The sequence below is a fragment of the Streptomyces sp. NPDC001933 genome (assembly GCF_042890955.1).
Classification (GTDB): domain Bacteria; phylum Actinomycetota; class Actinomycetes; order Streptomycetales; family Streptomycetaceae; genus Streptomyces.
The window spans coordinates 584,957-602,849 of record NZ_JBIASS010000002.1; the positions used below are offsets into that span (position 1 = coordinate 584,957).

Annotated in this window: 18 protein-coding genes; 4 read left to right on the forward strand and 14 right to left on the reverse strand. The window is 70.4% G+C overall.

All coding sequences use genetic code 11. From position 1 onward, the window contains the following. Positions 1-167: 167 nt before the first annotated feature. From ACFYY7_RS07250 to ACFYY7_RS07280, 7 genes are all read right to left on the reverse strand, one after another. Positions 168-830, reverse strand: a complete 663-nt coding sequence (locus ACFYY7_RS07250) for a potassium-transporting ATPase subunit C (protein ID WP_388658156.1) — start codon at positions 828-830, stop codon at positions 168-170. Between the two features lie 23 nt (positions 831-853). Continuing rightward, positions 854-2,950 (reverse strand): potassium-transporting ATPase subunit KdpB, encoded by a 2,097-nt coding sequence (gene kdpB / locus ACFYY7_RS07255; protein ID WP_388658417.1) that lies wholly within the window; start codon positions 2,948-2,950, stop codon positions 854-856. Positions 2,951-2,976: 26 nt separating this feature from the next. Continuing rightward, entirely contained in the window at positions 2,977-4,641 is a 1,665-nt protein-coding gene (gene kdpA / locus ACFYY7_RS07260) for a potassium-transporting ATPase subunit KdpA (protein ID WP_388658158.1), read from the reverse strand. A 7-nt stretch (positions 4,642-4,648) separates the two neighbouring features. Next, on the reverse strand, positions 4,649-4,738 hold the full coding sequence (gene kdpF / locus ACFYY7_RS07265) for a K(+)-transporting ATPase subunit F (RefSeq protein ID WP_078075662.1): 90 nt from the start codon (positions 4,736-4,738) through the stop codon (positions 4,649-4,651). A 346-nt stretch (positions 4,739-5,084) separates the two neighbouring features. Next, positions 5,085-5,858 carry a DUF3710 domain-containing protein gene (locus ACFYY7_RS07270; RefSeq protein ID WP_388658161.1) on the reverse strand — a complete coding sequence of 258 codons (774 nt, stop codon included), beginning with the start codon at positions 5,856-5,858 and terminating at the stop codon, positions 5,085-5,087. 1 nt (position 5,859) lies between these two features. After that, positions 5,860-6,393: a dUTP diphosphatase gene (gene dut, locus ACFYY7_RS07275; RefSeq protein ID WP_388658164.1), complete on the reverse strand. Its 534-nt coding sequence runs from the start codon at positions 6,391-6,393 to the stop codon at positions 5,860-5,862. Continuing rightward, entirely contained in the window at positions 6,393-6,977 is a 585-nt protein-coding gene (locus ACFYY7_RS07280) for a PaaI family thioesterase (RefSeq protein WP_388658166.1), read from the reverse strand. Before ACFYY7_RS07280 ends, dut begins: the two co-directional genes overlap by 1 nt. A gap of 58 nt (positions 6,978-7,035) precedes the next feature. On the opposite strand from ACFYY7_RS07280, the gene ACFYY7_RS07285 reads away from it, so the two are divergent. Continuing rightward, positions 7,036-7,491 carry a DUF3093 domain-containing protein gene (locus ACFYY7_RS07285; RefSeq protein WP_266729257.1) on the forward strand — a complete coding sequence of 152 codons (456 nt, stop codon included), beginning with the start codon at positions 7,036-7,038 and terminating at the stop codon, positions 7,489-7,491. Between the two features lie 129 nt (positions 7,492-7,620). Here ACFYY7_RS07285 and ACFYY7_RS07290 read toward each other — a convergent pair whose 3' ends face one another. The 4 genes from ACFYY7_RS07290 to ACFYY7_RS07305 all read right to left on the reverse strand — a co-directional run bounded on the left by ACFYY7_RS07290 (position 7,621) and on the right by ACFYY7_RS07305 (position 11,205). Next, positions 7,621-8,601 (reverse strand): hypothetical protein, encoded by a 981-nt coding sequence (locus ACFYY7_RS07290; RefSeq protein ID WP_388658169.1) that lies wholly within the window; start codon positions 8,599-8,601, stop codon positions 7,621-7,623. 12 nt (positions 8,602-8,613) lie between these two features. Continuing rightward, positions 8,614-8,910, reverse strand: a complete 297-nt coding sequence (locus tag ACFYY7_RS07295) for a DUF4193 domain-containing protein (protein ID WP_003965732.1) — start codon at positions 8,908-8,910, stop codon at positions 8,614-8,616. Between the two features lie 405 nt (positions 8,911-9,315). After that, complete coding sequence (locus tag ACFYY7_RS07300) at positions 9,316-10,545, reverse strand: sensor histidine kinase (RefSeq protein WP_388658171.1); 1,230 nt, start codon at positions 10,543-10,545, stop codon at positions 9,316-9,318. A gap of 6 nt (positions 10,546-10,551) precedes the next feature. After that, the gene (locus tag ACFYY7_RS07305; RefSeq protein ID WP_072485872.1) at positions 10,552-11,205 is read right to left on the reverse strand and encodes a response regulator transcription factor; all 654 of its coding nucleotides are present in this window, start codon (positions 11,203-11,205) and stop codon (positions 10,552-10,554) included. Positions 11,206-11,577: 372 nt separating this feature from the next. Between ACFYY7_RS07305 and ACFYY7_RS07310 the strand changes: the two genes are divergently transcribed. Next, positions 11,578-11,751 (forward strand): hypothetical protein, encoded by a 174-nt coding sequence (locus ACFYY7_RS07310; protein WP_164495334.1) that lies wholly within the window; start codon positions 11,578-11,580, stop codon positions 11,749-11,751. A 155-nt stretch (positions 11,752-11,906) separates the two neighbouring features. Here the strand turns inward: ACFYY7_RS07310 and ACFYY7_RS07315 are convergent, their stop codons facing one another. Together ACFYY7_RS07315 and ACFYY7_RS07320 are read right to left on the reverse strand one after the other, a co-directional pair. After that, positions 11,907-12,725, reverse strand: a complete 819-nt coding sequence (locus ACFYY7_RS07315; RefSeq protein ID WP_388658174.1) for an inositol monophosphatase family protein — start codon at positions 12,723-12,725, stop codon at positions 11,907-11,909. 36 nt (positions 12,726-12,761) lie between these two features. Next, positions 12,762-13,889 carry a ferrochelatase gene (locus ACFYY7_RS07320; RefSeq protein ID WP_388658177.1) on the reverse strand — a complete coding sequence of 376 codons (1,128 nt, stop codon included), beginning with the start codon at positions 13,887-13,889 and terminating at the stop codon, positions 12,762-12,764. 153 nt (positions 13,890-14,042) lie between these two features. Between ACFYY7_RS07320 and ACFYY7_RS07325 the strand changes: the two genes are divergently transcribed. Together ACFYY7_RS07325 and ACFYY7_RS07330 are read left to right on the forward strand one after the other, a co-directional pair. After that, positions 14,043-15,284: an MFS transporter gene (locus ACFYY7_RS07325; protein WP_388658179.1), complete on the forward strand. Its 1,242-nt coding sequence runs from the start codon at positions 14,043-14,045 to the stop codon at positions 15,282-15,284. Further along, positions 15,247-16,563, forward strand: a complete 1,317-nt coding sequence (locus ACFYY7_RS07330; protein ID WP_388658182.1) for a D-arabinono-1,4-lactone oxidase — start codon at positions 15,247-15,249, stop codon at positions 16,561-16,563. The genes ACFYY7_RS07325 and ACFYY7_RS07330 overlap by 38 nt, the downstream gene beginning before the upstream one ends. 67 nt (positions 16,564-16,630) lie before the next feature. On the opposite strand, the gene ACFYY7_RS07335 is transcribed toward ACFYY7_RS07330, so the two are convergent. Then, positions 16,631-17,665, reverse strand: a complete 1,035-nt coding sequence (locus ACFYY7_RS07335) for a hypothetical protein (protein WP_388658184.1) — start codon at positions 17,663-17,665, stop codon at positions 16,631-16,633. Positions 17,666-17,893: the final 228 nt, after the last annotated feature.

Genomic DNA, 17,893 nt, shown 5'->3' on the forward strand with positions numbered 1-17,893 from the left:
GGCCCCCGGGGGGCCCCCCCCCGGGCCCCGGCCCGGCCCGGCCAAACCGGGCGCCCGGGCCCGCCGACCCGGGAAAACAGGGGGGGGGGGGGCGGGGGGGCCCCCCCGGCCCCCCCGCCACGCGGGCCTTCTCAGGCCCCGTTCACTTCACCGTGCACTTCGATCGTTCACTTCACCAGCTGCTTGAGGGCGATGTTGAGCTGGAGGACATTGACCCTCGGCTCCCCCACGAAACCCAGGATCCGGCCGTCGGTGTGCTGTTCGACGAGCTTCTCCACCCGGTCGACGGGGAGGTGGTTCCGCTCGGCCACCCGGCGCACCTGGAGCTGTGCGTACGCCGGGGAGATGGCCGGGTCGAGGCCGGAGCCGGAGGAGGTGACGGCGTCGGCCGGCACGTCCGAGGGGCTGACCGGGTGGCCGGGGACGGAGTTGTCCTTGACCACGGCGGCCTTGGCGGCCTTCACCCAGTCGATGAGTTCCTTGTTGTCGCCGGAGCGGTTGGTCGCGCCGGAGAGGATCAGCTTGTACTGGGCGTTGACGCTGTTGGTGCCGAGGCCGTTGGAGGGGCGCGGCTGGAACCACTTGAGGTCCGGGGCCGCGGTCTCCTGCCCCTTCTCCAGCGGCAGGTCGTAGCGCTGGCCGATGAGTTCGGAGCCGACGACCTTGCCGTTCTCGGTGATCTCGGAGCCGTTGGCCTTGTCGGGGAAGATGCCCTGGGCGACGCCGGTGACGGCGAGCGGGTAGAGCACGCCGCAGACGACGGTGAGGACGAGCAGGGCGCGCAGCCCGGCCCAGAGCAACCGGGCGGTGTTTGCTACGGAGTTGTTCATGGCAGGTCAGCCGATTCCTAGATTCAGTTCAGCCCGGGTACGAGGGAGATGATCATGTCGATGATCTTGATGCCGATGAACGGGGCGACCAGACCGCCGAGTCCGTAGATCCCGAGGTTGCGCCGGAGCATCGAGTCGGCGCTGCTGGGCCGGTAGCGCACGCCCTTCAGGGCGAGCGGCACCAGCGCGACGATGATCAGCGCGTTGAAGACGACGGCCGACAGGATCGCGGACTGGGGCGAGGACAGCTGCATGATGTTCAGCTTGTCCAGGCCGGGATAGACCACGGCGAACATCGCGGGGATGATCGCGAAGTACTTCGCGACGTCGTTGGCGATCGAGAACGTCGTCAGCGCACCACGGGTGATGAGCAGCTGCTTGCCGATCTCGACGATCTCGATCAGCTTCGTGGGGTTGGAGTCCAGGTCCACCATGTTCCCGGCCTCCTTGGCGGCCGAGGTGCCGGTGTTCATGGCCACGCCGACATCCGCCTGGGCGAGCGCCGGGGCGTCGTTCGTGCCGTCGCCGGTCATCGCGACGAGCTTGCCGCCCGCCTGCTCCCGCTTGATGAGGGCCATCTTGTCCTCGGGCGTGGCCTCGGCGAGGAAGTCGTCGACGCCGGCCTCATCGGCGATGGCCTTCGCGGTCAGCGGGTTGTCGCCGGTGATCATGACCGTACGGATACCCATCCGGCGCAGCTCGTCGAACCGCTCCCGCATGCCCTCCTTGACCACGTCCTTGAGGTGGATGACCCCCAGGACCCGGGCCCCCTGCTCGTCCTCCAGGGCCACCAGCAGCGGCGTGCCGCCCGCTTCGGAGATCCTGTCGGTGAGTGCCTGCGCGTCCTTGGAGACGCTGCCGCCGCGCTCCTTGACCCAGGCGACGACCGAACCGGTGGCGCCCTTGCGGACCTTGCGCCCGTCCACATCGACGCCGGACATGCGCGTCTGGGCGGTGAACGCGACCCACTCGGCGTGCCGCAGCTCGCCCTGGTGGCGCTCGCGCAGCCCGTACTTCTCCTTGGCGAGCACGACGATCGAGCGGCCCTCGGGGGTCTCGTCGGCCAGCGAGGAGAGCTGGGCCGCGTCGGCCAGTTCGGCCTCGGTCGTGCCCTTGACGGGTACGAACTCGGCGGCCTGCCGGTTGCCGAGCGTGATGGTGCCGGTCTTGTCGAGCAGCAGCGTCGAGACGTCTCCGGCGGCCTCGACGGCCCGCCCCGACATGGCGAGCACATTGCGCTGCACCAGGCGGTCCATGCCGGCGATGCCGATCGCGGAGAGCAGCGCCCCGATCGTCGTCGGGATCAGACAGACCAGCAGGGCGGTCAGCACGATCATCGACTGCCGCTGCCCGGCGTAGATCGCGAAGGGCTGGAGGGTGACGACGGCGAGCAGGAAGACGATGGTGAGGGACGCGAGAAGAATGTTCAGCGCTATCTCGTTGGGCGTCTTCTGCCGGGCGGCGCCCTCGACCAGGGCGATCATCCGGTCGATGAACGTCTCGCCGGGCTTGGTGGTGATCTTGACGACGATGCGGTCGGAGAGCACCTTCGTACCCCCGGTGACGGCGCTCCGGTCACCGCCGGACTCCCGGATGACCGGGGCGGACTCGCCGGTGATCGCGGACTCGTCGACGCTCGCGACGCCCTCGACGACATCTCCGTCGCCGGGGATGATGTCACCGGCCTCGCAGACCACCAGGTCACCGACGCGCAGCTCGGTGCCGGGCACCCGCTCCTCGTTCGTGCCGATCAGCCGCCGGGCGACGGTGTCGGTCTTGGCCTTGCGCAGCGTGTCGGCCTGCGCCTTGCCCCGGCCCTCGGCGACCGCCTCCGCCAGGTTGGCGAAGATCGTGGTCAGCCAGAGCCAGGCCGCGATCGCCCAGCCGAACCACTCCCCCGGGTCCAGGCACGCCAGCACGGTGGTGAACACCGAACCGATCAGCACGACGAACATGACCGGGGACTTGACCATCACCCGGGGGTCGAGCTTGCGCAGGGCGTCGGGGAAGGACCGGATCAGCTGTGCGGGGTCGAACAGGCCCGCGCCGACGCGCCCTTCGCTCTGGTGACCCGTGGGCGCGTCCTGGTGCGGTGCCCTGGTGGGGGTGACAGTGGACATCGAGTCCTCTTGCTCCGTACGAGTGGTCATGACGCCAGCCCCTCGGCCAGCGGCCCCAGCGCCAGGGCCGGGAAGTAGGTCAGCCCGGTGATGATCAGGATCGTGCCGACCAGCAGTCCGCTGAACAGCGGTTTGTGCGTGCCCAGGGTTCCCACGGTCGCCGGTACGGGCTTCTGCTCGGCGAGCGAGCCGGCCAGCGCCAGGATGAACACCATCGGCAGGAACCGGCCGAGCAGCATCGCGAGACCGATCGTGGTGTTGAACCACTGCGTGTCCGCGTTGAGCCCGGCGAACGCCGAACCGTTGTTGTTCGCGCCCGAGGTGTAGGCGTAGAGGATCTCGGAGAATCCGTGGGCGCCGGTGTTGGTCATCGAGTGGGGCGGGGTGGGCAGCGCCATCGCCGCGGCGGTGAAGCAGAGCACCAGCGACGGGGTGATCAGGATGTAGCAGGCCGCGAGCTTGATCTCACGGGTGCCGATCTTCTTGCCGAGGTACTCCGGCGTACGGCCGACCATCAGCCCGGCGATGAACACCGCGATGATCGCCATGACGAGCATGCCGTAGAGGCCGGAACCCACGCCTCCGGGCGCGATCTCGCCGAGCTGCATGCCCAGCATCGTGATCCCGCCGCCGAAGCCGGTGTACGAGGAGTGGAAGGAGTTCACCGCGCCGGTGGAGGTGAGGGTCGTGGCCACCGCGAACATCGACGAGCCGGCGATCCCGAACCGGGTCTCCTTGCCCTCCATGGCCCCGCCCGCGATGTCGAACGCGGGCCCGTGGTGGGAGAATTCGGTCCACATCATCAGGGTGGTGAAGCCCAGCCAGATGACGCCCATCGTCGCGAGGATCGCGTAACCCTGCTTGAGCGAACCGACCATCCGGCCGAAGGTCCGCGTCAGCGCGAAGGGGATGACCAGGATCAGGAAGATCTCAAGGAGGTTGGACAGCCCGTTGGGGTTCTCGAACGGGTGGGCCGAGTTGGCGTTGAAGTAGCCGCCGCCGTTCGTCCCCAGCTCCTTGATGGCCTCCTGGGAGGCCACGGCGCCGCCGTTCCACTGCTGCGAGCCGCCCATGAACTGCCCGACCTCGTGGATGCCGGCGAAGTTCTGGATCGCGCCGCAGGCCACGAGCAGCAGCGCGCCGACCACGGCGATCGGCAGCAGGATCCGTACGGTGCCGCGCACCAGGTCGGACCAGAAGTTGCCGAGTTCACCGGTGCGGGAGCGGGCGAAGCCGCGTACGAGGGCCACCGCCACGGCCATGCCGACGGCGGCCGAGACGAAGTTCTGCACCGCGAGGCCGCCGGTCTGCACGACGTGGCCCATGGCCTGTTCGCCGTAGTACGACTGCCAGTTGGTGTTGGCAACGAACGACGCGGCCGTGTTGAACGCCTGGTCCGGGTCGATCGAGGCGAAGCCGAGCGAACCGGGCAGCGAGCCCTGGAGCCGCTGCAGCAGATAGAGGAAGAGGACGCTCACCGCGGAGAAGGCGAGCACCCCGCGCAGATACGCGGGCCAGCGCATCTGCGCGTTCGGGTCGGCGCCGACGGCCTTGTAGATCCACTTCTCGACCCGGAGGTGCTTCGTCGAGGAGTAGACACCGGCCATGTAGTCGCCGAGCGGACGGTACGCCAGCCCCAGCGCCACCACGAGCGCGAGGACCTGGAGCACACCAGCGAGGACGGGGCTCATATCGCGCTCAGAACCTCTCCGGGTACAGAAGGGCGAGGACGAGATAGCCCAGCAGGGCGACGGCCACTACCAGACCGACGATGTTCTCGGCAGTCACAGCTTCGCCACCCCCTTGGCAACGAGAGCCACCAGCGCGAAGACCGCGATCGTGGTGACGACGAAGGCCACATCGGCCATCGTGTGCTCCTAGATGAGGTACGGATTCTCGGACCTCTTGAGCAAACCCCTCGCCACGACCCTTCTGGCCTGCGTTGATGGCTTCCTTACGGGGAACGTCGGGCCCTTGACGGCGCACATACGTGCCCCATACGCGCCCCATACGCGCACCTTCCGTGCGCTGTCCGGAAACCGCCCCGGACGCAGAACGGCCGGTGGGCCGCACCCCCTCGCAAGGGGATACGGCCCACCGGCCGAAGCTGTGCCGGGCGGCTGCCCGCAGCCGCTCAGCGCACCTCGGTGATCTCGGGTCCGCGCTGGAGCTGGCCCATGCCACCGGAGAACTTCGAGCCCTCCTGGCTCTCCTGCTGGACCCCCTCGGGGACCATCTGGGCATCGTTGGGCAGCTTGAGGACGATCGGGTCGCGCGGCGCCATGGGGCCCTCGCCCCGGACGACCACGGTGTCCCGGAAGATCGTCTCCAGCAGCCCGGCGGCCTCCGGCTGCACGGCGCCCTGGCCGGAGATCACTCCGCGCAGGAACCAGCGCGGACCGTCGACGCCGACGAAGCGCACCAGCTGCACGCCGTTCGTTCCGTCCGGGAGCTGTACGGGGACCTGGGCACGCAGCTCCCAGCCCAGCGGGCCCTCGACCTCGTCGATGATCCCGCCCTGCTGGGTGATGCCGGAGGCGATCTCCTCGCGGACCTCGCCCCAGATGCCCTCCTTCTTGGGCGCGGCAAAGGCCTGGAGCTGGACGGCGCTGTCGCGCAGCACCACGGTCGCGGCGACGATCGCGTCACCGGCCACCTCCACGCGCAGCTCCATGCCCTCGACGCCGGGCACGAAGATGCCGCCCAGGTCGACCCGGCCCTCGGCGGGCTGGGAGACCTCGGAGACGTCCCACGGCCCGTCCGGCCGGGGCGCCGGCGGGAGGTTCACCCGACGCGAGCCGCTGTCGGCGCCGTCGGTGTCATCGAGCTCGTCGACGACCTGCTCGGCCTCGCGCGCTTCGTCCGCCGTGTCCTCGGCGGAACCACTCTTCTTGCGACGTCCGAACACGTCACTGTCCTTCCCGGTCGGGTACGACCGAAGCGTAGCTGTTCCCGCCCTGGGTATTCCCGCCCCTGACGCCATCGACATCACCGGAGGCATGCCCTCCGGTGGATCCGAAGCCTCCCTCGCCGCGGGCCGAACCCGGCAGCTCCGCCACCTCGTGGAAGCGCACCTTCTCGACCTGCTGGACGACCAGTTGGGCAATCCGGTCGAACCGCTCGAACCTCACGGGCTCTCGCGGGTCGAGGTTGATGACGATCACCTTGATCTCTCCACGGTACCCGGCATCAACCGTCCCCGGGGCATTCACCAGGGCGACTCCACAGCGTGCGGCGAGGCCGGAGCGCGGGTGGACGAACGCGGCGTATCCGTCGGGCAGTGCGATCGACACCCCGGTGGGCAGCACAGCCCGCTCGCCGGGGGCTAGTTCGACGGTCTCGGTGGTCACGAGATCCGCCCCGGCGTCGCCCGGGTGCCCATAGGCCGGAATCGGCACGTCCGGGTCGATCCGCCGGATCAGCACGTCCACGGGTCCGCGCATCAGGGGTTCACCTCGAAGGCACGGGCACGCCTGATCTGGTCCGGGTCGGCCATCGCCGCCTGGATCTCGGCCGGGCGGCCGTTCTCGATGAAGTGGTCGACCTTGACCTCGATGAAGAGGGCCTCGGCGCGGACCGCCACGGGTCCGTCCGGGCCGCCGATCCGGCCGGTCGCCCGGGAGTAGATCTTCCGGCCGTGCACCGCGGTGATCTCGGCGTCGAGGTACAGCACGGTGTCCACCGGCACCGGGCGCACGAAGTCGGTCTCCAGCCGTCCGGTCACGGCGATCACCCGCAGGAGCCAGTTCAGCGAGCCGAGCGTCTCGTCCAGCGCGGTGGTCAGGATGCCGCCGTGCGCCAGCCCCGGGGCGCCCTGATGGGCGGCCTTCACGGTGAACTCGGCGGTGACGCTGACGCCGTCGCCGGCCCGCGCCTGGAGGTGCAGCCCGTGCTGCTGTCCTTCGCCGCAGCCGAAACAGTGTTCGTAGTGCGCACCGAGGAGTTCGCCGGGGGCCGGGGCTTCGGGGTGCCGAACCGGTATCACCGCGTCGGCCGGGGGCTTCAGAGCCGCAGATGTTCCACTCACAGGCGCAGACCTTACCCGCGCGGCTACCCGCGGGTCGCGCCGTGCCAAGCTTGGGTTCATGCAGCCTTCCACCCCGCCTTTCGACGAACGACTGACCGCACCCCGTTCGTGGTGGCTCATCGCCCTTCTGGTCGGCATCGCCTGTGCGCTGATGCTGCTGCCGCTCGGCACCCTGCCGCTGCTGGCCGGTCTGGTGGGCGGCACGGCCCTGTCGGCGGTCGCGGTGAGCTCGTACGGCTCGGCCAGGATCCGGGTCGTGGCGGGCGCCCTGGTCGCCGGCGACGCGCGGATCCCCGTGACGGCGCTCGGCGAGGCCGAGGTGCTGGAGGGGGAGGAGGCGCGCGCGTGGCGCACGTACAAGGCGGACACCCGGGCGTTCATGCTGCTGCGCAGCTACATCCCGACGGCGGTCCGGGTGGAGATCACCGACCCGCAGGACCCGACCCCGTACGTCTATCTCTCGACCCGCGAGCCGCAGGCCCTGGTGGCGGCGCTCACGGCCGTACGCGCCTGATCCGGGCGGGGGACGCCCCGGGCCCCCGGCGAGGCCGTCAGGGCCGTTCACAGGCCCCGCGACCCCGGGCCTGGTTCCAGGCGAAAGACCCCAGGGCACGCGAGCCCGGCATGGTCCGAACGAGAGACCCTAGGCCTCCGGCTCGCCCGGCAGGGGTCCGCGCGGGCCCACCTGCCGCTCCAGCGGAGGCAGCTCGGGAAGCCGGTCCCAGGGGACCTGGCGCTTGCGCAGGTCCTTCCTGACGCGTTCGGCGAGCTTTCTGGTGTCGCGCCGGTTCATCATCGCGCCGACGGCGGCGCCGATCATGAACGGAACCAGGTTCGGCAGATCGCGCGCCATGCGTTTCATGATCTGCTGGCGCAGCTCGCGCTTCATCTGGCCGCCCAGCGCGGCATTGACCGTCGTGGGGTGGGCGACATCGATTCCGCGCTCCTCCGTCCAGGACGTGAGGTAGGCGCTGGAACGCTGACCGAGCCCGCCCGGCGGGCGCTGTCCGTAGACCTCGTGCAGCTCGGCGACGAGCTTCATCTCGATCGCTGCCACACCGGTGATCTCCGCCGCCAGCTCGGCGAGCATGGCGGGTGGTACGGGCATCATCGCCGCCGCGCCGATTCCGGCGCCGACGGTGGCGGTGCCCTTGCTCGCGCCTGCGATGAGCTTGTCGGCGAGCTCCTCCGGGCCGAGCCCGGGGAACTGCTTGCGCAGGGTGGCGAGATCGCGCACAGGGACGCGGGGAGCGTTCTCGATGATCAGGTCGGCGATATGACCGATCGCCGCCTTGGCGCTCTCCCCGCCCTTGCGTACGCCCCGTTTCACTGAACTCAGACGGCCTGCCCCGGTCACGGGCTCCGTCCTGTCGACCTGTCCGGCCCCATCGGCCGCGTCGACTTCTTCGATCGCCGCGTGTACTTCTTCGATTGCCGCGACGACTGCTTCGAGCGAGGCCGGCCGGCCTCGCTCGCCGTCCCGCTCGCCCTGGGAGGGTGGCAGGGCGGACCGCTCGGCAGGCGTTGTCACGCCTTCTGCCGGGCCTGTACCGCCCTGATACGCCTCCGACGACCTCTTCTTGCGCCGCAAGCGCCGCTTCCGGAACGGTGTGTCGCCTGCCACGGCCGTTACGACCTAGTCGCAGTCGCGGCAGATCGGCTGGCCGTTCTTCTCGCGTGCCAGCTGGCTCCTGTGGTGCACGAGGAAGCAGCTCATGCACGTGAACTCGTCGGCCTGCTTGGGCAGGACCCTGACGGCCAGTTCTTCGTTGGACAGGTCTGCGCCGGGCAGCTCCAGTCCTTCGGCCGCGTCGAATTCGTCGACGTCGACGGCGGACGCCGTCTTGTCGCTCCGGCGAGCCTTGAGTTCTTCGAGGCTGTCCTGGTCGACGTCGTCATCGGTCTTGCGTGGGGTGTCGTAATCCGTTGCCATGTCGCTCTCCCCCTCTGGGTGTCTGCGGTGTCTCAGCGCACGTAACGCGTGAGAGGCCGGACTTGTGCCCGACCCGAGGCGGAGATTTTGCCTCACATCAAGGTCTGTTACTCAATCGACACCCAAAAGGGCCGCTCGGGAGTGGCCGGCTTGGGTGGCGATGGGGACCGTACACGGTCCCGGTGTCACGCTTCACGGGCGCCACCCCGTGTACTTCCCGTGATATCGGGCCCCGAAAACCCCGAATTTTGCGGGTTTTCCGGTGGGATCCCTGATCACGGAGCGTTGACGGTCCGAAATTCGCTCCTGTGATCGATCACACACGGACGATCCGGGCGCAGGTCCCGAAAATTCCGCTCAAAGCGAACAAATTAATTCGTGCCCGGATCGGTCCGCCCGGCCGTCTCAGACGGGCAGTGAGACGCGCATCACAAGACCACCACCTTCACGGGGCTCCGCGATGATACGGCCGCCGTGTGCGCGCGCCACGGAGCGCGCGATCGACAGGCCGAGCCCGACCCCCTTGTCGCTGCCCGTTCGCTCCGTACGGAGCCGTCTGAAGGGCTCGAAGAGGTTGTCGATCTCGTACGCCGGCACCACCGGGCCGGTGTTCGAGACCACCAGCAGGGCCTGACCGCCCTGGAGCTCGGTGGTGACCTCCACCCAGCCCTCCTCCGGCTCGTTGTAGCGCACGGCGTTCTGTACGAGGTTCAGCGCGATCCGCTCCAGCAGGACGCCATTGCCCTGGACGACGGCCGGGGCCCGCTCGCCGCGGATCTCCACGCCTCGTTCCTCGGCCTCGCCGCGGGTCTGGTCGATCGCGCGCGAGGCGACCTCGGCGAGGTCGACCGGTTTGCGCTCGACGATCTGGTTGTCGCTGCGGGCCAGCAGCAGCAGGCCCTCGACCAGCTGCTCACTGCGCTCGTTGGTGGCCAGCAGGGTCTTGCCGAGCTGTTTCAGCTCCGGCGGGGCCTGAGGGTCGGACAGGTGGACCTCCAGCAGTGTGCGGTTGATCGCGAGCGGCGTGCGCAGCTCGTGCGACGCGTTGCCGACGAACCGCTGCTGGGCGGTGAAGGCCCGCTCCAGGCGGTCGAGCATCTCGTCGAAGGTGTCGGCGAGCTCCTTCAGCTCGTCGTCCGGGCCGTCCAGCTCGATCCGGCGGGACAGATCGGTCCCGGCCACCCTGCGGGCGGTGCGGGTGATCCGGCCCAGCGGCGAGAGCACGCGCCCGGCCATCGCGTAACCGAAGGCGAAGGCGATGACGCTCAGCCCCACCAGGGCCAGCAGCGAGCGGTTCAGGAGCGTGTCGAGCGCCTGCTGCCGCTGGTGGTTGACGCAGGAGTTCATCGCCGCGTTGAAGGCTTCCGGAGATGCCTTCTCGGGCAGGTTGCAGACATCGCTCCTGACCTGCCCGTTGACGATCTCGAACGGCAGCTCGCTGCCCACGTGCAGGGCCTGCGCGGCCAGCATGTAGATGATCGACAGCAGCAGGATTCCGGCGATCAGGAACATGCCGCCGTAGAGCAGCGTGAGCCGTATCCGGATGGTCGGGCGCAGCCAGTAGGGGGGCTCCTGCTGTTTGGGCTCCCAGGTGGGCTTCGGGGGCGCCGTCGGCGGCGCGGGGGCGGTGGGCATCGGCCGTCAGATCCGGTAGCCGGAACCGGGCACGGTGACGATCACCGGCGGCTCGCCGAGTTTCCGGCGCAGCGTCATGACCGTCACCCGGACGACATTGGTGAACGGGTCGGTGTTCTCGTCCCAGGCCTTCTCCAGCAGCTGCTCGGCCGAGACGACCGCGCCCTCGCTGCGCATCAGGACCTCCAGCACGGCGAACTCCTTGGGTGCGAGCTGGACCTCCGTCTCGCCCCGGAAGACCTCGCGCCGGTTGGGGTCGAGCTTGATGCCGGCCCGCTCCAGGACGGGCGGCAGGGCCACCGTCGTACGCCGGCCGAGCGCCCGCACCCGCGCGGTGAGCTCGCTGAAGGCGAACGGCTTGGGCAGGTAGTCGTCGGCCCCGAGCTCCAGGCCCTCGACACGGTCGCTGACATCGCCCGACGCGGTGAGCATCAGCACCCGGGTCGGCATGCCCAGCTCGACGATCCGACGGCAGACGTCGTCGCCGTGGACCAGGGGGAGGTCCCGGTCCAGCACCACGACGTCGTAGTCGTTGACCTCGATGCGCTCCAGGGCCGCCGCACCGTCGTACACGACATCGACGGCCATGGCCTCCCGGCGCAATCCGGTGGCCACCGCATCGGCGAGCAGCTGCTCGTCCTCCACGACGAGTACGCGCACGGCGCTGTCCTTCCTTAGAAACCTATGTAGAAACTTCAGAACGTCCCGGAGTGCCCACGGTCCGTGGTCCGGACACCCGTCGGCACAGGTCTGTGCGGCACCATCCTGCACTCAACGCGCATAAACCGGCGGTAAGACGACCCCCCGCGACCTGGGGCTCGGCGGAATTCACCGGATTTTCGGGCCAGTTGAGGTTTCCCCGGGTTCCGGCCCGGGGAGGACGCATTCACACCCGAGATCACGCCTTGAATGTGGCGTGCCACAGGCCACTCCGTCCCCGGAGAGCGCGTGATCACCCGCCCTACCGCCTCCGTGCGGAGGGAAACCCCGGGCACACCCCCGTGCCACCGACCCACGATGAGGGGGCGCATTATGGACGCTTTCACCGCAGGTCTGCTGCAGCGGATCAAGACAACCGAGTACGACCTCACGAGAGCTCGGGAGACGGGCGACGACTTCCTCGCGGACGTCGAGCAGAGCGAGCTGGACGACCTTCACCGCCTCGCCGCCGAGCACGGCGTCGAAATCGGCGCCACCAGCGTCTGAGCACGTCACGCGGGAAGGGCCCCCGATGCCGGGACCGGCATCGGGGGCCCTTCTCGCGCGCCGCGCGGCAGACGGCAGCCTGACGAGAGGCCCCAGGGCCTCTCGTCAGGATCATGCCGGGCTCGCGGGGTCTGGCCTGATCCAAACGAAAGACCCTAGTCGTGCCAGGCGCCGAACTCCTCCAGAAGGGCCTGCAGCGGCTCGAAGACGCCCGGCGTGGCGGCGACCGTCAGATCACCGTCGGCGGGCAGCCCGGGACGCCCGCCGGTGCGGGCGCCGGCCTCGCGGGCGATGAGATCGCCCGCCGCCAGGTCCCAGGGGTGGAGCCCGCGCTCGTAGTAGCCGTCGAGACGGCCCGCGGCCACGTCGCAGAGGTCCACGGCGGCGGAGCCGCCGCGCCGGATGTCCCGGAACCGCGGGATCAGCTTGTGGGCCACGTCCGCCTGGTGCGTACGGACCTCGCTGACGTAGTTGAAACCGGTCGAGACGAGCGCCTGGTCGAGCGGCGGCGCGGGCCGGCAGCGCAGCGCGGCGCCGTCGCCGTACGCGCCGCCCTCGGCGTACGCCCCGCCGCCCAGCACCGCCCGGTACGTCTCGCGGCGCATCGGGGCCTCCACCACGCCCACGACCCGCACGCCGTCCCGTTCGGCGGCGATGGAAACCGCCCAGGTGGGCAGGCCGTAGAGGTAGTTCACGGTGCCGTCGAGCGGGTCGATGACCCAGCGGATGCCGCTGCTGCCCTCGGCGCTGGTCCCTTCCTCGCCGAGGAAGCCGTCCTGCGGGCGGCGTTCGGTCAGGAAGCCGGTGATCAGCTTCTCGGCGGCGAGGTCCATCTCGGTGACGACGTCGATCGGGCTGGACTTGGTCGCGGCCACTCCCAGATCGGCCGGACGGCCGTCACGGAGCAGCGCGCCCGCGCGTGAGGCGGCCTCCAGGGCGAGGGCGAGCAGTTCGGACAGGTTCGGGTCGGTCACGGCTCTCCAGGGGTTCGTGGGCGTGCGGCGGGGCGGTTACGCGTACGGGCTGTCGGCGCCCGCCGCGGCGGGCTTCGGGGCCCTGGCCGGGCAGCAGCCGGCCGGGCAGAGGTCATGGCCCGGCCCGAGCGCGCCCAGCGCGCACCGCTGCACGTCCTGTCCCCGCTCGGTGGCGGCGCGCTCCAGCACCAGCTCGCGCACGGCCGCGGCGAACCGCGGGTCGGCGCCAACGGTCGCCGACCGGCGCACCGGCAGCCCCAGCTCGGCGGCCTTCGCGGTGGCCTCCGTGTCGAGGTCGTACAAGACCTCCATGTGGTCCGAGACGAATCCGATGGGGGCCATCACCGCGGCAGGCACCCCGTCCGCGTGCAGTGCCTCCAGGTGGTCGCAGATGTCGGGCTCCAGCCAGGGGATGTGCGGGGCGCCGCTGCGCGACTGGTAGACGAGCCGCCAGGGGTACTCGACGCCGGTCTCCTCGCGCACCGCGTCGACGATCAGCCGGGCGACGTCGAGGTGCTCGGCGACATAGGCGCCGCCGTCGCCGTGCGCCTCCACGGGGCCGGAGGTGTCGGCGGCGGAGGTGGGGATGGAGTGCGTGGTGAAGGCGAGGTGCGCCCCGGCCCGTACGTCCTCGGGGAGGCCGGCCAGGGAGGCGAGGACGCCGTCCACCATGGGTGCCACGAACCCGGGGTGGTTGAAGTAGTGCCGGAGCTTGTCCACCCGGGGCACCGGCAGCCCCTCCGCCTCCAGGACGGCCAGTGACTCGGCGAGATTCTCGCGGTACTGCCGGCAGCCGGAGTAGGAGGCGTAGGCGCTGGTGGCGAGGACGGCGATGCGGCGGTGCCCAGCGGCGGTCATCTCGCGCAGGGTGTCGGTGAGGTACGGCGCCCAGTTGCGGTTGCCCCAGTACACCGGGAGATCCAGCCCGTGCTCGGCGAAGTCCTTGCGCAGGGCGTCCAGCAGGGCCCTGTTCTGGGCGTTGATCGGGCTGACGCCGCCGAACAGGAAGTAGTGCTTGCCGACCTCCTTCAGCCGCTCCTCGGGGATGCCTCGGCCACGGGTCACGTTCGCCAGGAACGGGACCACGTCGTCCGGGCCTTCGGGGCCGCCGAAGGAGAGCAGCAGCAGGGCGTCGTAGGGGGCGGGATCGCGCAGATCGGACATGGCACCGATCCTGCCACCCGCCTCGGACAGCCTTCCCACCGACGTCGGCTCCGGGGCAGGCCCCGCTGCCGGACCGATCGCGCCGACCGTAGGCTGTATCGGTTACGTCCGCGTATTACAGGCGCGCGCGATCACGCTGTTCCGGAGCCCTCCTTGCCCAGTCCCTACCGCGCGATATTCGTCGCCCCCGGCACCAAGGAATTCTCGGCGGCCGGCTTCCTCGGCCGGATGCCGCTGTCCATGATGGGCATCGGTGTGGTGACCATGATTTCCCAGCTCACCGGCCGTTACGGGCTGGCCGGCGCGCTCTCCGCGACGCTGGCGATGTCGGCGGCGGTGATCGGGCCGCTGATCTCCCGGCTCGTCGACCGGCACGGACAGCGCCGGGTCCTGCGTCCCGCCACGCTGGTCGCGCTGGCGGCGGTGGCCGGGCTGCTGTTCTGCGCGCAGCAGCAACTGGCCGACTGGACGCTCTTCGTCTTCGCGGCGGGCGCCGGCTGCGTGCCCAGCGTGGGTTCGATGATCCGGGCCCGCTGGGCGGAGATCTACCGAGGTTCGCCGCGGCAGCTGCACACCGCGTACTCGTGGGAGTCGATCGTCGACGAGGTGTGCTTCATCTTCGGGCCGATCATCTCGATCGGTCTGTCCACCGCCTGGTTCCCGGAGGCGGGGCCGCTCCTGGCGGCCGGGTTCCTGCTCGTCGGTGTCCTCTGGCTGACCGCGCAGCGGGCCACCGAGCCCGTTCCGCATCCGCGCCGGGAGCACACCGGCGGCTCCGCGCTGCGCTCCCGGGGCCTCCATGTGCTCGTGGTGACGTTCGTGGCCACCGGCGCGATCTTCGGGTCCGTCGACGTGGTGACGGTTGCCTTCGCCGAGGAGCGGGGCCACAAGGCCGCGGCCAGCCTCGTACTGGCCGTGTACGCGCTGGGGTCCTGTCTGGCCGGAGCGGTCTTCGGGCTGCTCCATCTCAAGCGGAAGGCGTCCACCAGGTGGCTGGTGGGTGTGTGTGCGATGGCCGTGAGTATGATCCCCCTCCAACTGGCCGGGAGCCTGCCGTTCCTGGCCGTGGCGCTCTTTGTCGCGGGTCTCGCCATCGCACCGACGATGGTCACCACCATGGCCCTCGTCGAGCAGCACGTACCGCGCGCCGAACTGACCGAGGGCATGACCTGGACCAGCACCGGGCTCGCCGTCGGAGTGGCGCTCGGCTCCTCGGCCGCCGGCTGGGTGGTCGACGCGTCGGGGGCCGAGGCGGGGTACGCGGTGCCCGTCGCGGCGGGAACGCTCGCGGCCGCGGTGGCGTTCCTGGGGTATCGCCGGCTCAGCGGGCCGGTTCTCATGGAAGGGCGCGCGGAAGATGACCGACGCACGGACGATGACGAACGCGTGGCGTAACTGGGCGGGGAATGTCAGCGCCCGACCGGTTCGGGCCGTGTCCCCGGCCTCCGTCCCGGAGCTGGCCGAGGTGCTGCGCCGCGCGTCCGAGGACGGTCTGCGGGTGAAGCCGGTCGGCACCGGCCACTCCTTCACCGCGACGGCAGCCACCGACGGTGTGCTGATCCGCCCGGACCTGCTCACCGGCATCCGGAACATCGACCGCGAGGCGATGACGGTGACCGTCGAGGCCGGCACCCCGCTGAAGCGGCTGAACACGGCGCTGGCCCGCGAGGGCCTCTCGCTCACCAACATGGGCGACATCATGGAGCAGACGGTCGCGGGCGCCACCTCGACCGGCACCCACGGCACCGGCCGTGAGTCGGCGTCCATATCCGCACAGATCCGCGCCCTCGAACTGGTCACCGCCGACGGCACGGTGCTGACCTGCTCGGAGAAGGAGAACGCCGACATCTTCGCCGTCGCCCGGATCGGGCTCGGCGCGCTGGGTGTCATCACGGCGATCACCTTCGCCGTGGAGCCGGTCTTCCTGCTGACGGCCCGTGAGGAGCCGATGACCTTCGACCGGGTCATGGGCGATTTCGACGAGCTGGTCGCCGAGAACGAGCACTTCGAGTTCTACTGGTTCCCGCACACCGGGAACTGCAACACCAAGCGCAACAACCGCAGCGCCGGCCCCGCCGCCCCGCCCGGAAAGGTCAGCGGCTGGATCGAGGACGAGCTCCTCTCCAACGGGCTCTTCCAGGTGGCCTGTTCGCTGGGCCGGGCGGTGCCCGCCACCATTCCCTCGATCGCCAAGCTCTCCAGCCGCGCCCTGTCGGCCCGCACGTACACCGACATCCCCTACAAGGTCTTCACCAGCCCGCGCCGGGTCCGCTTCGTGGAGATGGAGTACGCGCTGCCGCGCGAGGCCGCCGTGGAGGCGCTGCGCGAGGTGAAGGCGATGGTCGAGCGTTCGCCGCTGCGGGTCAGCTTCCCGGTGGAGGTCCGTACCGCCCCCGCGGACGACATCGCGCTCTCCACGGCCTCGGGCCGCGAGAGCGCGTACATCGCGGTCCACCTCTACAAGGGCACGCCCTACCAGGCGTACTTCACGGCGGTCGAGCGCATCATGACCGCCCACGCAGGCCGCCCGCACTGGGGCAAGGTCAACACCCGTGACGCCGAGTACCTCGCCGGGGTGTACCCGCGGTTCGGCGAGTTCACCGCCGTACGCGACCGGCTCGACCCGGACCGGCTGTTCGGCAACGACTACCTGCGCCGGGTCCTGGGCGAGTAGGCCCTTCCGGCCCGCGACGGCCCCGCGCACCCAGGGCGTACCTGCCCGGGGTGCGCGGGGCCGTTCGTCACTGCCCGGTGTCCGTGCCTGCGGTGGCGCCGTTGCCCTGTGCCGGGGCCTCGCCCGCGGGGTCCGTGCCGGCGGTGGCGCCGTCGGCGGGGGCCGACGGGGAGGGAGTGGCCGCCGGGGGCGGGTTCGTACCGTCACCGGTGCTGCCGGACTGCGTGGGGCCGGGCGTCGGATCGGCCGGGGAGCGGTCGCCCTGTCCCGGATCCGGGCTCCGGCTCGCGCCGCCCTGCGGGTCCGTACCGGACGTCGCGCCGCTCTCCTGACCGGGCGTCCGCTCCTGGCCGGGACCGGTGCTCGTCGTCGGCGCCGGACCGTCCGGCCCGGAACCCCGCTCGCCGCCGCGCACGACGGAGCCGACGGTCGTGCCCTGACCACCGCTCAGGTCGTTGCCGGAGACCAGCTCGTACGTGGTGATTCCGGCCATCGTGAGGACGAAGACCACCGCCGCGCCGAGCGCCGACCGCTTCCAGCCCCGGATCCGGGTGCCGTGCGTGCTGGCTTCGGAGAACTCCTCGTCCGGGTCGGGGCGTGCCGTGGTGAGCAGCTGGGTCGCGTCGAGGGGCCGCAGCATTCGGGTGCGGTCCGGATCGTCGGCCGGGGCGGGTGGCGGAGCCGCGCCGTCCGCCCTGCGCAGCACGGTCGTGGCGTCCATGGCGGGCAGCACCGTGGTGGCGTCCTCGGCATCCGCGGCTCCTCGGGGAGCACCGGCCGGCGGCCGCCGCGTCCCCTTCGCCGTACGCGCACCGCTCGTCTCGCGCGTGTGCACCGTCACCTCGCGGCCCGGGTGCTTCACCTGGACGGTGACCTCGCGGATCTGCTCCCCCGTGCGACGGAAGAAGTGCTGGAAGACGGAACCCCCGCAGGTGGCGACGACGCTCATCACTCCGGCGCCGAGGATCGTTCCGTACACACCCAGCTGGGAGGCGGCCACCGCTGCCGCGACCGCTGCCACGGCACTGCCCGCCACCTGCGGCAGGCTCAGATCTATTCGCCTTTCCTTGGGTTCTATGTCACTTTCCGGCTTCTGCACCATTTCCAGCCCTTGATTGACACCTCTCCCACCATGCAACAAGAAGGGACATTTGAGCGAAGTGATTAGTTCCGCTTCGGGGGATTCTGTGAAGCAGGACACGCGCGAAGGGTGCGCCGCCCCGGGCCGGGTAGCCCAACTCCCGCACCTCACGAGAACTTCGACGGCGCGGCGGTCCACCCTGGTGGCCCGAATGGAGTACTGTGGCGAGCCCTGGGGCCGGACTCCCGA